Origin of the sequence: Pantoea sp. SJZ147 (genome assembly GCF_007828605.1) — a bacterium.
GTDB lineage: Bacteria > Pseudomonadota > Gammaproteobacteria > Enterobacterales > Enterobacteriaceae > Pantoea > Pantoea allii.
Genome location: NZ_VIVB01000003.1, coordinates 147,877 through 164,064, shown reverse-complemented (window position 1 = coordinate 164,064; position 16,188 = coordinate 147,877). Strand labels below are relative to the sequence as shown.

General features: G+C 55.8%; 16 protein-coding genes. 7 read left to right on the top strand and 9 right to left on the bottom strand.

Features of this window, described 5'->3' with window-relative positions:
• Nucleotides 1-9: 9 nt before the first annotated feature.
• Nucleotides 10-1,530, bottom strand: a complete 1,521-nt coding sequence (locus tag FBY13_RS06035) for an aldehyde dehydrogenase family protein (protein ID WP_145393736.1) — start codon at nucleotides 1,528-1,530, stop codon at nucleotides 10-12.
• Between the two features lie 272 nt (nucleotides 1,531-1,802).
• On the opposite strand from FBY13_RS06035, the gene FBY13_RS06030 reads away from it, so the two are divergent.
• Nucleotides 1,803-3,584: a sigma-54-dependent Fis family transcriptional regulator gene (locus FBY13_RS06030; RefSeq protein WP_145393735.1), complete on the top strand. Its 1,782-nt coding sequence runs from the start codon at nucleotides 1,803-1,805 to the stop codon at nucleotides 3,582-3,584.
• Here the strand turns inward: FBY13_RS06030 and FBY13_RS06025 are convergent.
• A complete protein-coding gene (locus tag FBY13_RS06025) occupies nucleotides 3,581-4,072 on the bottom strand; it encodes a YajQ family cyclic di-GMP-binding protein (RefSeq protein ID WP_063878638.1) in 492 nt (163 codons plus the stop codon). The two genes, FBY13_RS06030 and FBY13_RS06025, sit on opposite strands and share 4 nt — an antisense overlap.
• Nucleotides 4,073-4,205: 133 nt before the next feature.
• Here FBY13_RS06025 and panE point away from each other — a divergent pair, with 133 nt between their 5' ends.
• Nucleotides 4,206-5,126 carry a 2-dehydropantoate 2-reductase gene (gene panE / locus FBY13_RS06020; protein WP_145393734.1) on the top strand — a complete coding sequence of 307 codons (921 nt, stop codon included), beginning with the start codon at nucleotides 4,206-4,208 and terminating at the stop codon, nucleotides 5,124-5,126.
• Nucleotides 5,080-5,679 carry a protein deglycase YajL gene (gene yajL / locus FBY13_RS06015; RefSeq protein WP_145393733.1) on the top strand — a complete coding sequence of 200 codons (600 nt, stop codon included), beginning with the start codon at nucleotides 5,080-5,082 and terminating at the stop codon, nucleotides 5,677-5,679. Before panE ends, yajL begins: the two co-directional genes overlap by 47 nt.
• Nucleotides 5,680-5,778: 99 nt before the next feature.
• On the opposite strand, the gene thiI is transcribed toward yajL, so the two are convergent.
• Nucleotides 5,779-7,227 carry a tRNA uracil 4-sulfurtransferase ThiI gene (gene thiI, locus FBY13_RS06010; protein WP_096012000.1) on the bottom strand — a complete coding sequence of 483 codons (1,449 nt, stop codon included), beginning with the start codon at nucleotides 7,225-7,227 and terminating at the stop codon, nucleotides 5,779-5,781.
• A 232-nt stretch (nucleotides 7,228-7,459) separates the two neighbouring features.
• On the opposite strand from thiI, the gene xseB reads away from it, so the two are divergent.
• From xseB to FBY13_RS05990, 4 genes are all read left to right on the top strand, one after another.
• A complete protein-coding gene (gene xseB / locus FBY13_RS06005) occupies nucleotides 7,460-7,702 on the top strand; it encodes an exodeoxyribonuclease VII small subunit (protein WP_145393732.1) in 243 nt (80 codons plus the stop codon).
• Nucleotides 7,702-8,601 carry a (2E,6E)-farnesyl diphosphate synthase gene (gene ispA, locus FBY13_RS06000; RefSeq protein ID WP_063878633.1) on the top strand — a complete coding sequence of 300 codons (900 nt, stop codon included), beginning with the start codon at nucleotides 7,702-7,704 and terminating at the stop codon, nucleotides 8,599-8,601. Before xseB ends, ispA begins: the two co-directional genes overlap by 1 nt.
• Nucleotides 8,602-8,620: 19 nt before the next feature.
• The gene (gene dxs, locus FBY13_RS05995; RefSeq protein ID WP_145393731.1) at nucleotides 8,621-10,486 is read left to right on the top strand and encodes a 1-deoxy-D-xylulose-5-phosphate synthase; all 1,866 of its coding nucleotides are present in this window, start codon (nucleotides 8,621-8,623) and stop codon (nucleotides 10,484-10,486) included.
• A gap of 77 nt (nucleotides 10,487-10,563) precedes the next feature.
• Nucleotides 10,564-11,538: an aldo/keto reductase gene (locus FBY13_RS05990; RefSeq protein WP_145393730.1), complete on the top strand. Its 975-nt coding sequence runs from the start codon at nucleotides 10,564-10,566 to the stop codon at nucleotides 11,536-11,538.
• A 172-nt stretch (nucleotides 11,539-11,710) separates the two neighbouring features.
• Here the strand turns inward: FBY13_RS05990 and pgpA are convergent, their stop codons facing one another.
• From pgpA to nrdR, 6 genes are all read right to left on the bottom strand, one after another.
• A complete protein-coding gene (gene pgpA / locus FBY13_RS05985; protein WP_063878630.1) occupies nucleotides 11,711-12,208 on the bottom strand; it encodes a phosphatidylglycerophosphatase A in 498 nt (165 codons plus the stop codon).
• Nucleotides 12,195-13,172, bottom strand: a complete 978-nt coding sequence (thiL, locus tag FBY13_RS05980; protein WP_096012004.1) for a thiamine-phosphate kinase — start codon at nucleotides 13,170-13,172, stop codon at nucleotides 12,195-12,197. The genes pgpA and thiL overlap by 14 nt, the downstream gene beginning before the upstream one ends.
• A gap of 54 nt (nucleotides 13,173-13,226) precedes the next feature.
• Nucleotides 13,227-13,646, bottom strand: coding sequence for a transcription antitermination factor NusB (gene nusB, locus FBY13_RS05975; protein ID WP_063878628.1), 420 nt, complete (start codon nucleotides 13,644-13,646; stop codon nucleotides 13,227-13,229).
• A 19-nt stretch (nucleotides 13,647-13,665) separates the two neighbouring features.
• Complete coding sequence (gene ribE, locus FBY13_RS05970) at nucleotides 13,666-14,136, bottom strand: 6,7-dimethyl-8-ribityllumazine synthase (protein ID WP_109717098.1); 471 nt, start codon at nucleotides 14,134-14,136, stop codon at nucleotides 13,666-13,668.
• A 90-nt stretch (nucleotides 14,137-14,226) separates the two neighbouring features.
• Nucleotides 14,227-15,330: a bifunctional diaminohydroxyphosphoribosylaminopyrimidine deaminase/5-amino-6-(5-phosphoribosylamino)uracil reductase RibD gene (gene ribD / locus FBY13_RS05965; protein WP_063878626.1), complete on the bottom strand. Its 1,104-nt coding sequence runs from the start codon at nucleotides 15,328-15,330 to the stop codon at nucleotides 14,227-14,229.
• A 3-nt stretch (nucleotides 15,331-15,333) separates the two neighbouring features.
• Nucleotides 15,334-15,783: a transcriptional regulator NrdR gene (gene nrdR / locus FBY13_RS05960; protein ID WP_006117986.1), complete on the bottom strand. Its 450-nt coding sequence runs from the start codon at nucleotides 15,781-15,783 to the stop codon at nucleotides 15,334-15,336.
• Nucleotides 15,784-16,188: the final 405 nt, after the last annotated feature.

Here is a 16,188-nt window from a genome sequence, read left to right as displayed (position 1 = left end):
GTTACGGACTTAAAACAGCCCCAGCGGTGCCGTGTCATAGCTGACCAGCAAATTTTTCGTTTGCTGATACTGGCTGAGCGCCATTTTATGGGTTTCACGGCCAACACCGGATTGCTTGTAACCGCCAAAGGCGGCGTGGGCCGGATAAATGTGGTAACAGTTGGTCCAGACGCGCCCGGCTTTAATGGCGCGCCCCATGCGGTAGGCTAAATTACTGTCCCGCGTCCAGACGCCCGCGCCTAAACCAAACTGCGTTTCATTGGCGATGCGCAAGGCTTCTGACTCATCTTTAAAGGTAGTCACACCGATAACCGGGCCAAAAATTTCCTCCTGAAAGCAGCGCATGTTGTTGCTGCCTTTAATCAGCGTAGGCTGAATATAGAAACCGTTATCCAGGTCGGACGATATCAAGGCCCGCTCACCCCCGGTCAGGATCTCGCCCCCTTCGTTGCGGGCAATCTCGATATACGACAAAATTTTATCGAACTGCTGACGCGAAGCCTGCGCGCCAATCATGGTGTCGGTGTCGAGCGGATCGCCGCGCCGAATCGTCGCCACTTTAGCCATCACCCGCTCCATGAAAGGCGCATACACAGACTCATGAATGAGCGCGCGGGAAGGACATGTACAGACTTCGCCCTGATTAAAAAAGCCTAGCACAAGCCCTTCTACTGCCTTCTCAATAAAATCTGGCTCGCCGTTCATAATGTCGGCAAAGTAGATGTTGGGGGATTTCCCGCCCAACTCTACCGTACAGGGGATAATATTTTCTGCGGCACAGGCCATAATATGACGCCCCACCGGCGTTGAACCGGTAAAGGCGATTTTGGCTATACGCTTACTGGTCGCCAACGCTTCCCCCGCCTCACGGCCAAAGCCCTGCACCACGTTGAGCACCCCGGCAGGAAACAGATCGCCGATCAGCTCCATCAACAGCGTAATGCCCAACGGGGTTTGCTCAGCAGGCTTCAGCACCACACAGTTACCGGCGGCCAGCGCAGGGGCCAGCTTCCATGCCGCCATCAGCAAGGGAAAGTTCCAGGGGATAATCTGTCCCACTACGCCCAGCGGCTCATGAAAGTGATAGGCCACGGTTTTCTCATCGATCTCGCCGGTGCTGCCCTCTTGCGCACGCAGGCATCCCGCGAAGTAGCGAAAATGGTCGGCGGCCAGGGGCAGATCGGCATTGAGCGTTTCCCGAATCGGTTTGCCGTTATCCCAGCTTTCCGCCACGGCCAGCTTTTCCAGGTTGGCATCAATGCGGTCAGCCACCTGAAGCAGCAGGTTGGATCGGGTTTGTACCGAGGTTTTCCCCCAGGCTTCTGCAGCACGATGCGCGGCATCCAGGGCCAAATCAATATCGCGTGCATCGGAGCGCGGGAAGTGAGCAATATCACTGCCGTTGACGGGCGAAGTATTCATGAAATATTGCCCGTTCAGTGGCTCAATAAATTTGCCATCAATGTAGTTGCCGTAGGCAGACTGGAACGTGACTAACGCACCTGGTGAACCGGGATGGGCATAACGCATTGCAAACTCCTTCTGTAGGGTAGACAGGCAGCGGCATGATGTTTTTTTAACGGACAGCTCGCTGTAACCTGACGCTTGCACGGCCTGTGCCAACTCCGACCGAAGCGGGGAAGCGCATTAAAACAGAGAATAATCAGGAACCTGCACATCAGGCAAACCAACGTTCAGTGCAGAATCAGGGGTTTCATCCGGCTTTGTGTTGCAAATCGCAACACTGGAAAAACCAAGACGCTACAATTCCGCAACACTTTTTCGAACGCACGAGGTCATTCATGCAGGACAAGGTTTCCGATGCCACACTGCCCGCTATCGACAATAACCCACTGCTGAGTGATTCCTGGTTACGCAGCCAACTCTACGGGCTGGAGCGTTCGGCCGATGATTTTCCTCGCCTGCCCCAGACAGAGCTGACAGAACTGGTCGCCAGCAATACCGACCTGCAACAGTTTTCTCAGCCGGTGATGCGCAAGCTGGCACAGAAGGTGGCACCGATGCAGTCGGTGGTCATTCTGTCTGACGCTGCGGGCCGGGTGCTGCATACGTTTGGTGATATGCAGGCGATGCAAAAGGCACAGCGCTTTGCCCTCGCTCCCGGCAACATCTGGAGCGAATGTGGCCGGGGCACGAACGCCATTGGCACAGCCCTGGCGATAGACGATGGATGCGAAGTTGACGGTAATCAACACTTTCTGACCCGCAACCAGGGCCTTTACTGCGCCGCGATGCCGCTGCAAATGCCCAACGGACACATCGCGGGCGTGCTGGATATCTCCGGCCCCGCCCATTTCTCGCACGATCACAGCTTTGCCTGGGTAAAGCAGGCCGCGCGGCAGATTGAGTACCTGTGGGTTAAGCAAAGCCTGCATCCGCAGCAGTGGCTGATGAGCCTGCACCCCGATGTGCACAAACTCGACAGCCTGGATGAGTTGCTGCTGGTGTTTTCGGATAACGTACTGACTGCCGCAAACCGCCTGGCGATGCGTGAACTGGGTCTGCACGCCGAGCAGCTTGGCATCACGACCTTTGAGCAGTTGTTTCCCCAGCGTAACCTGCAGGCCACGGCCCTGCCGACGCCGGTAATAACCGGCCATCAGCCTTATTACTATCGTCTGCGGGCACCGACCCGGACGCGCTTCAGCGTCGCCGCACGTCCTGCGCCACCGCTTCCTTTCTCCCTGCAAAATGAGGGCGACAAAATGGTGCGCCTGTTGAATGCCGGAGTGGCATTGTGCATTCGCGGGGAAACCGGCAGCGGGAAAGAGTACGTGAGCCGCGCGTTGCATCAGCAGAGCCGCTGGCGTGCGGGCAAATTTGTGGCGATTAACTGCGCCGCGATTCCAGAATCGCTGATTGAATCCGAGCTGTTTGGCTATCAGCCCGGGGCGTTTACCGGGGCCAGCAAAAATGGCTATATCGGCAAAATTCGTGAGGCCGATGGCGGCGTCCTGTTTCTGGATGAAATTGGCGATATGCCGCTGGCGCTGCAAACCCGACTCCTGCGGGTGCTTCAGGAAAAAGAGGTCGCACCGTTGGGTTCCAGTCAGAGCTGGCCGGTGAACCTGGCCGTGATCAGCGCAACGCACCAGGATTTGGCCCAGCGCGTCAGCCAGGGCGCATTTCGTGAGGATCTTCTTTATCGCTTACAGGAGTTTTCATTAACCATTCCGCCGCTGCGTGACTGGCCTTCGCTATCGACCTTTATCACACAGCTCTGGGGTGAACTGGGCGGCGATGCGCGCCAGATTGGGCTGTCACCTGAGGTCATGACGACATTAACGCGTTACCGCTGGCCGGGCAACGTACGCCAGTTACGTAGCCTGATGAAAGTCTTGCTGGCGCTGGCTGAAGATGGGGAGACCGTGGGGATAATGCACCTGCCGGAAGCGTACCGTAACGAGGAAGCGCCGGCGTTACCTGCGCGTCAGCAACATGACGATCAGCTGATAAACGCCACGCTGCAGCAGTTTAACGGCAATATCAGCAAAACCGCACAGGCGTTAGGCGTTGCGCGCAGCACGCTGTATCGCCGCGCTGCACGCAATAAATACGGTTAATCGCGGAAGTTTTTAAACTGGAACGGCTGCCCCAGATTGCCGCCGCGCACCAGCGCCATCGCGCCCTGCAGATCGTCGCGTGACTTACCGGTGACCCGCAGGGATTCCCCCTGAATCTGCGTCTGCACTTTGAGCTTGCTGTCTTTGATCAGCTTCACCAGCTTTTTCGCCACATCGGCTTCAATGCCTTTTTTCATTTTGGCATCCAGGCTCCAGCTCTTGCCGCTGTGTTCAATCTCTTCTGGCACGTCCAGTGCCGCGCCTTCAATGCCGCGCTTGAGCATTTTTTCGCGCAGAATATCGACCAGTTGCTTAACCTGAAAGTCAGATTCACTGATGACTTTAATGGTTTCATTTTTTTCATTGAGTTCATAACTGGCGGTGACGTTGCGGAAATCGAAACGCGTTGCCAGTTCACGGTTAGCATTCTCTACCGCATTGCGAACTTCCTGCATGTCGACTTCTGAAACGATATCGAAAGATGGCATCTCTTCTTCTCCTGAGGCTAAACTGGCATGCATAATACGCGTCTTACGGCACTAAATAAAATCACGCTGTGCAGCGCTATACTTAACTCATTGTCACAGCGCATAAATAATAAGCCCGCGAGCGGGAGGCAGCATGAAAATAACCGTATTAGGATGTGGTGCGCTAGGTCAGGTCTGGCTCACCGCCCTTGCCCATTGCGGACACGATGTTCAGGGATGGCTGCGCGTGCCTCAGCCCTACTGTTCCGCTAACGTGATTGATCCGTTAGGCCGCGTGTCAAACCGGACATTTATCGCTAACGATCCGCTGTTTCTGGCCCAGAGCCAACTGCTGTTGGTGACGCTTAAAGCGCCACAGGTGTCGACCGCCGTTAAAAATCTGGAAAGCGTGATGTCAGAAAACTGCCCCGTCCTGCTGCTGCACAACGGGATGGGCACGCTGGGAGAACTCAAAGGGCTTCGGCAACCGCTGCTGCGCGGTATCACCACGCACGCCGCTATGCGAGACGGCACGGTGATCAAGCATGTCGCCAACGGCGTCACGCACATTGGCCCCGGCAACCGTAAAAGCGAGGGCGGAAGTGAGATTGCCGACATCCTGCATGACGCACTGCCCGACGTCGCCTGGCACGACAACATCCGCGCCGCCTGCTGGCGCAAACTGGCGGTTAACTGCGTGATTAACGCCCTGAGCGTGGAGCACGACTGTCAGAACGGCGCGTTGCGTCATTACAGCGGTGAAATAACGACGTTATGCGATGAAATCAGTTGGGTGATGGAACGCGAAGGCCAGTCCGTTGCCAGTCAGAGCCTGCAGGATCACGTCTTTGATGTGATTGAAACCACGGCGGCCAACACCTCATCGATGTTGCAGGATATTCGCGCGCAGCGGCTAACGGAAATTGAGTACATTACCGGTTTTCTGTTGCGCCGCGCACGCACGCACGGCCTAGTGTTGACAGAAAACACGCGCCTGTATGACATGATTAAACGCAAGGAGTCTTATTATGGGCGCGAGCGCCTCAGTCCTGGTCTGTCTGGCTCATGGCAGTGAAGAAATCGAAGCGGTGACCACGCTTGATCTCCTGGTTCGCGGCGGTATAAAAACCCTCACCGCCAGCGTAGAAAGCGACGGAAGCCGGGAAATTGTCTGTTCCCGCGGCGTAAGGTTGCTGGCCGATGTGCCGCTGGTTGAGGTCGCGGACAATGACTATGACGCCATTGTGCTACCCGGTGGCCTGAAAGGAGCCGAGACGTTTCGCGACAGCCCGCTGCTGGTAGAAACCGTCCGCCAGTTCCATCAGTCAGGACGCATTGTTGCCGCCATCTGCGCGGCAGCCGGCACGGTACTGGTGCCGCACAACCTGTTTCCGGTAGGAAATATGACGGGCTTTCCCGGGTTGAAAGACAGGATACCGGAGGATAAATGGATGGAGCGTCGCGTCGTATGGGACCCACGGGTTAATCTGTTAACCAGCCAGGGGCCGGGCACGGCGATGGATTTTGCGCTGAAGTTAATTGATTTATTAGCAGGCAGTGATAAAGCGCGTGAGGTTGCAGCCCAGTTGGTACTGGCACCCGGCATTTATGATTATCAGGCAAGTTAGGATTGGGCGTTAAGACAGCAGATACAGCGGGCACGGCGCCCGCATCACTCTCAGGTGGACGCGGGCACCGCCGAAACAGTCATACTGTCTCGGATCGTCTTACGGGCGGTAAACTTTGACGTTTTTAAAACCCTGCTCATGCAGGTACAGCGCCTGTAACTTGCTCATCACGCCGCGATCGCAATACAGCAGCCAGGTTTTGTTCTGATCGAGATCGCCAAACTGCGTGCTGAGTTTATAGAACGGCATCGATTTCACTTCGGTGCCCACCAGCTGCAGCGGTTTGTCTTCCTGCTCATCCACCGAGCGAATATCCAGCACGCTGTCGTTTTCGTTCAGTAAGCCGACCGTTTCTACCTCGACAACGTCTTCCTGGGTCTGCTCAGCGATGTCGCGAATATCAACGTTAGTGGCTTCGGCCACCATGCGTTCCAGAATCGAGAAGTCAAAATGGCTTTCTTCGGCTTCGATTTTGCCTTTTACCGCCCTAACCGTCGGGCTTTTGGAAATCACACCACAATATTCCGGCATGGTGCTGGCAAAATCTTCGGTGCCGATCTCACGCGCGACCTTAATGATGTGTTCTTTATCATGGGAGATCAGCGGGCGCAGAATCAGCGTATCAGAAGCATTGTCGATCAAACGCAGGTTAGTCAGCGTCTGGCTGGATACCTGCCCCAGCGCTTCACCGGTCACCAGCGCCTGCACGCCATAACGTTCAGCCACCATCGACGCGGCGCGAACCATCATGCGCTTCAGCACCACGCCCATTTGGCCATCGTCGACTTTTTCTAAAATTTCGCCCACGACCGGCTCGAAGTTAATCGCCACAAAACGGACCCGATGCGAACGGCCAAAACGGTTCCAGATATAATGCGCCACCTGACGCACGCCGATTTCATGCGCTGCTCCACCAAGATTAAAGAAGCAGTAGTGCACCCGGCAACCGCGACGCATCAACATGTAGCTTGAAACGCCGGAGTCAAAGCCGCCCGAGATCAGCGACAGCACGTCTTCCTGCGTGCCGATCGGGAAACCGCCCAGCCCTTCATAGCGTGCGGTGACCAGGGTTAAACGGTTTTCTTCCACTTCCAGATTGACCGTCACCTGCGGCTTTTTAAGCTGTACCGTCGCACTGTCGATGTGCTGATTCAGACCACCGCCCACATAGCGTTCCACATCCTGCGAACTGAAGCTGTGTTTGCCCCGGCGCTTAACCCGCACGCAAAACGTTTTGTTTTCAAGAGCATCGCGATACTGCGCCAGCGTCTGCTCAAAAATATGGTGGATATCGGTATATTCACGATCTTCAACCGCAAGGACATGATGAATACCGGGGATGCGCATGAGCTCATCAGGAATGACCCTGCGCATGGCTTCATCTTTACAGCGCACTTCAATATGATCCCAGTGACGCACGACCGCGATCTCATCGCTGACCGTTTTGAGCACGTTACGGATATTGCTGGCAAGAATCTTAATAAAGCGCAGGCGCACCGACTGACTCTTGATGGTGATTTCGGGAAATAACTTGACGATAAACTTCATGGCGATACAGCTTCGTTGGGCAAATAAGTGCTAAAACAGGCTGCACTTAGCTGGTAAGATCATAAAATTGCGGGGTGCCAGGCGCATCCGCATCCGAGGCGCGAGAGTATATCACCTTTACCCGGTGACTGCTTCTGCAACAGCATGCGCATTGATTATTTTGCTAATCATTCTCTGTCAGCTACCATGACCGATTGCAAGATAACGTCCCAACCGTGAGTCGATCCTAACTATGCCGAAAAAAGCCGAACAGCCAGCCAGCTTTGAAACGTCATTGCAGCAGCTGGAACAGATTGTCAGCCGTCTGGAAAGTGGTGAACTGCCGTTGGAAGACGCACTCAATGAATTTGAGCGCGGCGTGCAGTTAGCACGCAACGGCCAACAGACGCTGCAACAGGCTGAGCAGCGCGTTCGTATTTTACTCAGCGATGATAAAGACGCCGACCTCTCCTCCTTTACGCCGGAAAACAGCTAATGGATTTTCCTGAACTGCTCGACGCCTATCACCGGCAGGTGAACCGCGCGTTGACGGGCTTATTAGATGCCTTGCCTTTTCAGAGTTCTCCTCTGGTGAATGCCATGCAGTATGGGGCATTATTAGGCGGAAAACGCCTGCGCCCGTTTCTGGTCTACGCCACCGGCGAAATGCTTCACGCCGACAACGCCAGCCTGGATGCGCCCGCTGCGGCAGTTGAGTGTATTCATGCCTATTCACTGATTCATGACGATCTTCCGGCAATGGACGATGACGCCCTGCGTCGTGGTCAACCGACTTGCCATATCAAATATGGTGAAGACACGGCCATCCTTGCCGGGGATGCGCTGCAAACGCTGGCCTTTTCGATTCTTGCCGACCAGCCGATGCCTGGCGTAAGCGCGGAATACCGACTGGCCATGCTGTCCGAGCTGGCAAAAGCCAGCGGCGTAGCCGGCATGTGCGGTGGACAGGCGTTAGATTTGGCCGCTGAAGGTCAGTCAGTGGGCCTGACCCAACTTGAACAGATTCATCGTCATAAAACCGGGGCATTAATTCGCGCAGCCGTTCGGCTCGGCGCCTTTGCTGCCGGGGAAAAAGGTCGTGAAGCGCTCCCGCATCTTGACCGCTATGCCGATGCGATTGGCCTGGCTTTTCAGGTGCAGGATGACATCCTGGATGTGACGGGCGACACAGCTGTCATCGGAAAACGTCAAGGTGCCGATCAAGATCTTGGAAAAAGCACCTATCCTTCACTGATGGGTCTGGATAATGCCCGCACTAAGGCACTGGATTTGTATCAGGAAGCCGTCGATGCTTTGCATATGCTCTCTGCAAAATCCTATAACACTAAAGCCTTGAAGGCGCTGGCGAGCTTCGTAATTGAACGCGATAAATAACTTCCATGATGAGTCACTGATGAGTTTTGATACTACAAAATACCCGACACTGGCGCAGGCAGAAACGGTTCAGGCGCTGCGAGCCCTGCCTAAAGAGAAATTGCCTGCGCTTTGCAACGAGCTGCGCCAGTATTTATTAGACAGCGTGAGCCGCTCAAGCGGCCATTTTGCGTCGGGCCTGGGCGTGGTCGAGCTGACGGTGGCGCTGCATTACGTTTATAACACACCGTTCGATCACCTGGTCTGGGACGTCGGTCATCAGGCTTATCCGCACAAAATTTTAACGGGTCGTCGCGATCGCATTGGCTCTATTCGCCAAAAGAACGGCGTGCATCCGTTTCCCTGGCGCGGTGAGAGTGAATACGACGTGCTGAGCGTGGGCCACTCCTCCACCTCCATCAGTGCCGGACTGGGGATGGCTGCGGCTGCCGAACGTGAAGGCAAAGGCCGCCGCACCGCCTGCGTTATCGGTGATGGCGCAATCACTGCCGGCATGGCGTTTGAAGCGATGAACCATGCGGGCGATATCAAGTCCGATATGCTCGTTATTCTGAATGACAATGAAATGTCGATTTCCGAAAACGTGGGTGCCCTGAATAACCGACTGGCGCAGATTTTATCCGGCAAAACCTATGCCCGTTTGCGCGAGGGCGGTAAGCGCGTCCTGACCGGCCTGCCGCCTATCAAAGAGTTAGTGCGGCGCACCGAAGAACACCTGAAAGGCATGGTCGTGCCCGGTACGCTGTTCGAAGAGCTGGGATTTAACTATATCGGCCCGGTTGACGGGCATGATGTCCTGACGCTGGTGAATACGCTGAGCAACATGCGCAGCCTGAAAGGCCCGCAGTTCCTGCATATTATGACCAAAAAGGGCAAAGGTTATGCGCCGGCGGAGCAGGACCCTATCGCCTGGCATGCGGTGCCAAAATTTGACATCGCCAGCGGTGAGCTGCCAAAAAGCGCCGAAGGTTTGCCGAGCTATTCCAAAATTTTCGGTAACTGGCTGTGCGAGATGGCCGCTGACGATGCCAAACTGATGGCCATTACGCCAGCCATGCGCGAAGGTTCCGGCATGGTGGGTTTCTCTCGCAAGTATCCCAATCAATATTTTGATGTCGCTATTGCGGAACAGCATGCGGTGACCTTTGCAGCGGGCCTGGCCATTGGCGGCTATAAACCGGTGGTGGCTATCTATTCCACCTTCCTGCAGCGCGCCTACGATCAGGTGATTCACGATGTGGCGATTCAGAAGCTGCCGGTGTTGTTTGCCATCGATCGTGGTGGCATCGTGGGTGCTGACGGTCAAACGCACCAGGGCGCGTTCGATCTCGCCTACCTGCGCTGCGTTCCGGACATGGTGATTATGACGCCGAGCGACGAGGACGAATGTCGCCAGATGCTGTATACCGGCTATCACTATCAGGATGGCCCGGCTGCGGTTCGCTATCCGCGCGGCACCGGCACCGGCGCGGCATTAATGCCGCTGCAAAGCCTGCCGCTGGGTAAAGGCGTGGTAAAACGTCAGGGCGAAAAACTGGCTATCCTCAACTTTGGTACGCTGTTGCCAGAAGCGAGCCAGGTGGCGGAAGCGCTCAATGCCACGCTGGTTGACATGCGCTTTGTGAAACCGCTGGATACGGCACTGATCACTGAGCTGGCGGCCCGTCACGACTCCTTGATTACGCTGGAAGAAGGCGCGATTAAAGGCGGCGCCGGTAGCGGCGTGAATGAGTTTGTCATGGCTAAGCGCCTGGGTGTGCCGGTGCTGAATATCGGCCTGCCTGATGAGTTTATTCCACCCGGCACGCAGGAAGAGATGCGTCACGTCTACCAACTGGACGTTGACGGTATTCAACAGCAAATCAGTCGCTGGCTGGCGCAATAGTTCCCTGCCCCGCTCTCTGCGGAGAGCGGTATTCCTGCTATGCTTGATCCCCTGGGAAAGACATAGCAGGAGTCATCATGAAAACCATTCAATTAGCGAATACCGACTTAAGGGTTTCACGGCTTTGCCTGGGCTGTATGACCTTCGGCGAACCCGATCGTGGCAAGCACGCCTGGACACTGCCTGAAGAGAGCAGCCGTCCGCTCATCCGCCAGGCACTCGACGCCGGGATCAATTTTTTCGATACCGCGAACAGCTATTCGGATGGCAGTAGCGAGGAAATTGTAGGCCGGGCGCTTAACGATTTCGCCCGGCGTGATGAGGTGGTGGTCGCCACCAAAGTTTTCTTTCCCATGAGCAATCTGTCGCAGGGCTTATCCCGTCAAAATATCCTGCAATCCATTGACGACAGCCTGCAACGGCTCGGCATGGACTATGTCGATCTGCTGCAAATTCACCGCTGGGACTATGACACGCCGCTGGAAGAGACGCTGGATGCGCTTAACGAGGTGGTGAAATCAGGAAAGGCGCGTTATATCGGTGCCTCCTCAATGCATACCAACCAGTTTGCTCAGGCCCTGGCATTGCAGGACCAGGAGGGCTGGGCGCGCTTTGTCACCATGCAGGATCAGTACAATCTGATTCAGCGTGAAGAAGAGCGTGAAATGCACCCCTTGTGCCAGCGGGAAAACATTGCGGTTCTGCCCTGGAGTCCGCTGGCGCGCGGCAAGCTTACCCGTCCGTGGGGAGAAACGACCGCACGCTCCGTGTCGGATGAGGTCATCAAATCGCTCTATGCCTCAACCGAGGAAAACGACGCCGTGATAGCCGAGCGCCTGGCGCAGGTTGCGGCAGATAAAGGCGCGACGCGTGCACAGGTGGCTCTGGCCTGGTTGCTTAGCAAGCCTGCCGTCACCGCGCCGATTATCGGTGCCTCCCGTGCAGAGCAGTTTGCCGATCTGGTCAACGCGGTAAATGTCGAGCTGACGCCAGATGATATCGCCAAACTGGAAGAGGCTTATCAACCGCATCCGGCAACGGGCTATCAGTAAGGAACTTTCAGGGAGGCGCGCTATCCGGGCAGCGGCATTGTCTGTTGAATATGCGCTAATCTGAGCACTGATTTGATAGTGACGACCGTTCCCGCGATTGCACGGGAACGGTCGTTGTGCTGTAAAGCAATATGCAGGTTAAGACGATGTTGTTTTGCGTCACCCGGCAAGGTTATCCCGCCAGATAAACGCCTGTACCGTACAGCATCGCCGCCGCGATAATACCTGCGATAATATCATCCACCATGATGCCCATACCGCCGTGCACGTTGCGGTCAAACCAGCGAATCGGCCAGGGCTTCCAGATATCCAGCACCCGGAACAGGACAAAGCCGCTGACCACCCATTGCCAGCTGTTAACCGGAATCGCCATCAGGGTAATCCACATCCCGATAAACTCATCCCAGACAATGCTACCGTGGTCATGCACGCCCATATCTTTGGCGGTGCGATGGCAGAGGTAAACGCCCACGCTAATGCCCAATAACACGACCAGCGAGTACAGGTCATGAGGGAGAAAGGTCATGAGCCACCAAAACGGGATAGCAGCCAGCGATCCCACCGTACCCGGCATAAACGGGCTGAGTCCGCTGCCGAAGCCGGTCGCCAGTAAATGCCAGGGATTGCGCAGGCGCAGGCGACTTTTGGCGAGGGTTTTATCTGTGGTCAAAATGGTCGAATCCTTTATGGCGGAATTCTGTCGGTTTGCCGTTGTCCAGCAGGGACAGTCCTTCTGACTCCGGTGCCATCTGGCCGATACAGGTGTAAGGCACGCCAAGATGACCCAGTGCCACGTCCAGCGCGCCGCGATTGACTTCCGGTACGCTAAAGCACAGTTCGTAGTCCTCTCCGCCGCTCAGCGCCCAGCGCAGTACCTGTGCGGCATCAAAGTTTTCACGCAGTGCAGAAGACAGCGGCAGCGCATCAAGATTGATCCTGGCACCACAGCCGCTGGCTTTCAGCACATGACCCAAATCGGAGATCAGCCCGTCGGATAAATCAATGGCCGATGACGCCAGGGAACGCAACGACTGCCCCTGCAGAATGCGCGGCATCGGGCGCAAATGGCGCTTGATCAGGGCTTCATGTATCGCCGGATCGTCAATGCGACAGTGATGTTGTAATAACGCCAGTCCGGCGGCACTGTCACCCAGCGTGCCGGTCACGTAGATCCAGTCGCCCGGTTTAGCGCCCGATCGTTTCAATGCTTTGCCGTGCGGGATCAAACCATGAATACCCAGCGTCAGGCTGAGCGGCCCGCGCGTCGTGTCGCCACCGACCAGTTGCATGTCGTAATATTCCAGCAGGTCGAACAGGCTTTCGCTAAAGCTGCTTAACCAGGCTTCATTGACCTCAGGCAAGGTCATCGCCAGCGTCAGCCAGGCAGGATCGGCCCCCATTGCAGCCAAATCGCTCAGGTTAACCGCCAGAGATTTATAGGCTAAATCGGCAGGATGGATGGAAGGCAGGAAGTGGACGCCTGAAACCAGCGTATCGGTGCTGACCGCCAGCGTCTGTTTTTCGGGCACGCTAAGCAACGCGCAATCGTCGCCGATGCCGAGTTCGACATCACGGCGGCTCCGCGTTCTGCGGTTGAAGTAGCGTGCGATGAGTTCAAATTCACCACATGACATAATTGCGTTCCGCTTAACCATTAATGAAAAAGGCCGGCAAGCCGGCCTTATTGATTATTTGCGTTGGGGTCTAATCTGTGGACCAGCTTTATCCAGTACGCCGTTGACAAATTTATGGCTGTCTTCGGCACCAAATACTTTCGCCAGTTCGATACCTTCGTTGATGGCCACTTTGTAGGGCACATCAGAACGCTTGCTCAATTCATACAGCGAAATACGCAGAATGGCTTTTTCCACCTGCCCCAGCTCTTCAAGCTGACGCGACAGATAGGGCTTCATTAAGCCATCCAGGTACGCGCTGTTGGTCGCCACACCGGTCAGCAGTTCGCGGAAATAGGTAATGTCGACGTCTTTGACGTCTTGTTCCGCCAGAAACTGGTATTCCACATCGGCAATGTCGTTGTTGGACAACTGCCAGGAGTAAAGCGCCTGGACAGCGCACTCACGGGCGCGACGACGAGCAGCAGGTTTCACAAAATTCCCCTTACAAAAATCAGGCTTTAATGGCTTTCAATACGTTGATCATTTCAAGCGCGGTCAGGGCCGCTTCGGCACCTTTATTACCCGCTTTGGTTCCAGCACGCTCAATGGCCTGCTCGATATTTTCGGTCGTCAGTACGCCAAATGCCACAGGAATATCACAGTCCATGGCAACGCTGGCAATACCGGAGCTGGCTTCGCCTGCGACATATTCGAAGTGCGCAGTGCCACCACGAATCACGGTACCCAGAGCAATAACGGCATCGTATTTGCCGGTTTTTGCCAGCGCACGCGCTGCCAGCGGCAGTTCATAAGCACCAGGCACCCAGACAACGGTGATATTGTCATCGCTGACCTGGCCGATGCGCTTCAGGGCATCGACTGCGCCGTCTAACAGGCTGTCATTGATGAAGTTGTTAAAACGCGCGATAACGATGGCAATGTTTGCCTCAGGCGTTGCAACGGCAGCTTCGATAACTTTCATACATATCCTTTCAGGGGTTTGTTTGGCCCCGCGCAGGGGGGCGGATTCTAACATACTCTTTGGCGGCGTGCTCTCGCTTTTCCGCCTCTGTTATTGCGGTGTCAGGGTCAGGCGCACATCGCTGCCGACCTGACGGATATCGCTAAAGGCAAAGACCGGCGCATCGGCCAACGCTGTCAGGCCCGCCAGCTGGCACAAACCACGCGCGTCATTGCCGAGTAATTTCGGGGCGACATATAAAATCAGCTCATCAACCAGGCCTGCCTGAAGTAGCGCACCCGCCAGCGTGGCACCCGCTTCTACCCAGACGCTGTTAATTTGCCGCTGGCCCAGCACCATCATCAGGGCCACTAAATCCAGCTGGCTGTCGCGCAGCGGAACAGGAATTTGCGTGACCGTTTCTGGCCAGCGCAGATCGTCGGCCTGCTGACGCATCAGCCAGGTTTCGCCCAATTGTTCAATAAGTTTGTGCTGAGGCGTTACGCGATTCTGGCTATCGACGATCACTCTGACCGGCTGACGCAGCTGTGCTTCATCCACCAAACGCTGGCTGTCGCTGTCCAGTTCTGACCAGCGCACCGTTAACGAAGGGTCATCCGCCAGAACCGTTGCGCTCGTGCTGAGGATGGCAGAGCTCTGGGCGCGCAACCGCTGTACATCCCGCCGGGCAGCCGCCGAGGTGATCCACTGGCTTTCACCGTTTGCCATTGCTGTGCGGCCGTCCAGCGATGCGCCCAGTTTTAACTGTATCCAGGGAAAGCCGGTGCGCATGCGTTTCAGAAAACCGCGATTCAGGGCTTCCGCTTCCTGCATCATCAGTCCGTGGCTGACCTCAATGCCCGCCTGGCGCAGACGATGCAATCCCCGCCCAGCCACCTGCGGATTGGGGTCCTGCATGGCAGCGACTACCCGCGTTACGCCAGCGGCAATAAGCGCGTCGCAACAGGGCGGCGTGCGGCCGTGATGGCTGCAGGGTTCCAGCGTCACATAGGCGGTCGCTCCCCGGGCGCGGTCACCCGCCATACGCAGCGCATGCACTTCTGCATGGGGTTCACCGGCGCGCTGGTGCCAGCCTTCTCCAACAATCTGGCCGTCGCGTACAATCACGCAGCCAACATTCGGATTGGGCGTGGTCGTAAAACGGCCGCGCCGCGCCAGTTCCAGCGCGCGCGCCATAGCGTGTTCATCAGTCATGATTTAATCCTGTAATCTGGCAATCTCTTCGCCAAAATCACGCACATCTTCGAAGCTGCGATAAACGGAAGCAAAGCGAATATAGGCCACCTTATCGAGCTTTTTCAGTTCATCCATGACCAGGTTCCCAATCAGCTTGCTGGGGATTTCACGTTCACCGGTCGCGCGCAACTGGGTTTTAATATGGCTTACCGCACTCTCTACCGCATCCGCACTGACCGGACGCTTTTCCAGCGCTTTCATCATGCCGCTGGCGAGTTTGTCTTCATTGAAAGGTTCACGCACATCGTTGCTTTTCACCACGCGCGGCATCACCAGCTCAGCCACTTCAAACGTCGTAAAACGCTCATGGCACACCAGACATTGACGACGGCGCCGCACTGATGAACCCTCACTAACCAGACGAGAATCAATCACTTTAGTGTCTACAGCGGAGCAGAATGGGCAATGCATGACGTTTCCTGACACGAGATAAATAGGTCATACAGTGTAGCGCGAACTGCAGGTCAACAAAATCGATTCCCGTGCTTTACCCTGTCGTCCTTACAGCCTGAGGGAGCAAAACGCTCACGAAGACAAAAAGCAGGCCGCTTACCGCGTCATGCGCTAAATGTTATCCCCGGCAGCGGGCGTTATCTTTGCAAAGAAGCTGGCACAAACGCCGGTGCGGCTTGCTTGCTGGCGATAACCCGGACGCAACGCGGCAGTGGGTTTACACGGCCGGATTACCCGACAGAAAGAATCTGGATGGGGACGTCAAGGGTGAACCTCAGGTCGTCAGACTATTCCGTTAACGGAAAAAGAAACGCCTGGTCGCTAAAGGCAGTCTTGACGCCATCGCTCACGTAGAAGATAACG

Excerpts from the sequence above, each read along its gene's own strand:
- FBY13_RS06030 (WP_145393735.1), top strand. The coding sequence starts at position 1,803 with ATGCAGGACAAGGTTTCCGATGCCACACTGCCCGCTATCGACAATAAC.
- FBY13_RS05990 (WP_145393730.1), top strand. The coding sequence starts at position 10,564 with ATGAAAACCATTCAATTAGCGAATACCGACTTAAGGGTTTCACGGCTT.
- ispA (WP_063878633.1), top strand. The coding sequence starts at position 7,702 with ATGGATTTTCCTGAACTGCTCGACGCCTATCACCGGCAGGTGAACCGC.
- FBY13_RS06025 (WP_063878638.1), bottom strand. The coding sequence starts at position 4,072 with ATGCCATCTTTCGATATCGTTTCAGAAGTCGACATGCAGGAAGTTCGC.
- yajL (WP_145393733.1), top strand. The coding sequence starts at position 5,080 with ATGGGCGCGAGCGCCTCAGTCCTGGTCTGTCTGGCTCATGGCAGTGAA.
- FBY13_RS06035 (WP_145393736.1), bottom strand. The coding sequence starts at position 1,530 with ATGCGTTATGCCCATCCCGGTTCACCAGGTGCGTTAGTCACGTTCCAG.
- dxs (WP_145393731.1), top strand. The coding sequence starts at position 8,621 with ATGAGTTTTGATACTACAAAATACCCGACACTGGCGCAGGCAGAAACG.
- nrdR (WP_006117986.1), bottom strand. The coding sequence starts at position 15,783 with ATGCATTGCCCATTCTGCTCCGCTGTAGACACTAAAGTGATTGATTCT.
- thiL (WP_096012004.1), bottom strand. The coding sequence starts at position 13,172 with ATGTCATGTGGTGAATTTGAACTCATCGCACGCTACTTCAACCGCAGA.
- ribE (WP_109717098.1), bottom strand. The coding sequence starts at position 14,136 with ATGAAAGTTATCGAAGCTGCCGTTGCAACGCCTGAGGCAAACATTGCC.
- xseB (WP_145393732.1), top strand. The coding sequence starts at position 7,460 with ATGCCGAAAAAAGCCGAACAGCCAGCCAGCTTTGAAACGTCATTGCAG.
- ribD (WP_063878626.1), bottom strand. The coding sequence starts at position 15,330 with ATGACTGATGAACACGCTATGGCGCGCGCGCTGGAACTGGCGCGGCGC.
- panE (WP_145393734.1), top strand. The coding sequence starts at position 4,206 with ATGAAAATAACCGTATTAGGATGTGGTGCGCTAGGTCAGGTCTGGCTC.
- thiI (WP_096012000.1), bottom strand. The coding sequence starts at position 7,227 with ATGAAGTTTATCGTCAAGTTATTTCCCGAAATCACCATCAAGAGTCAG.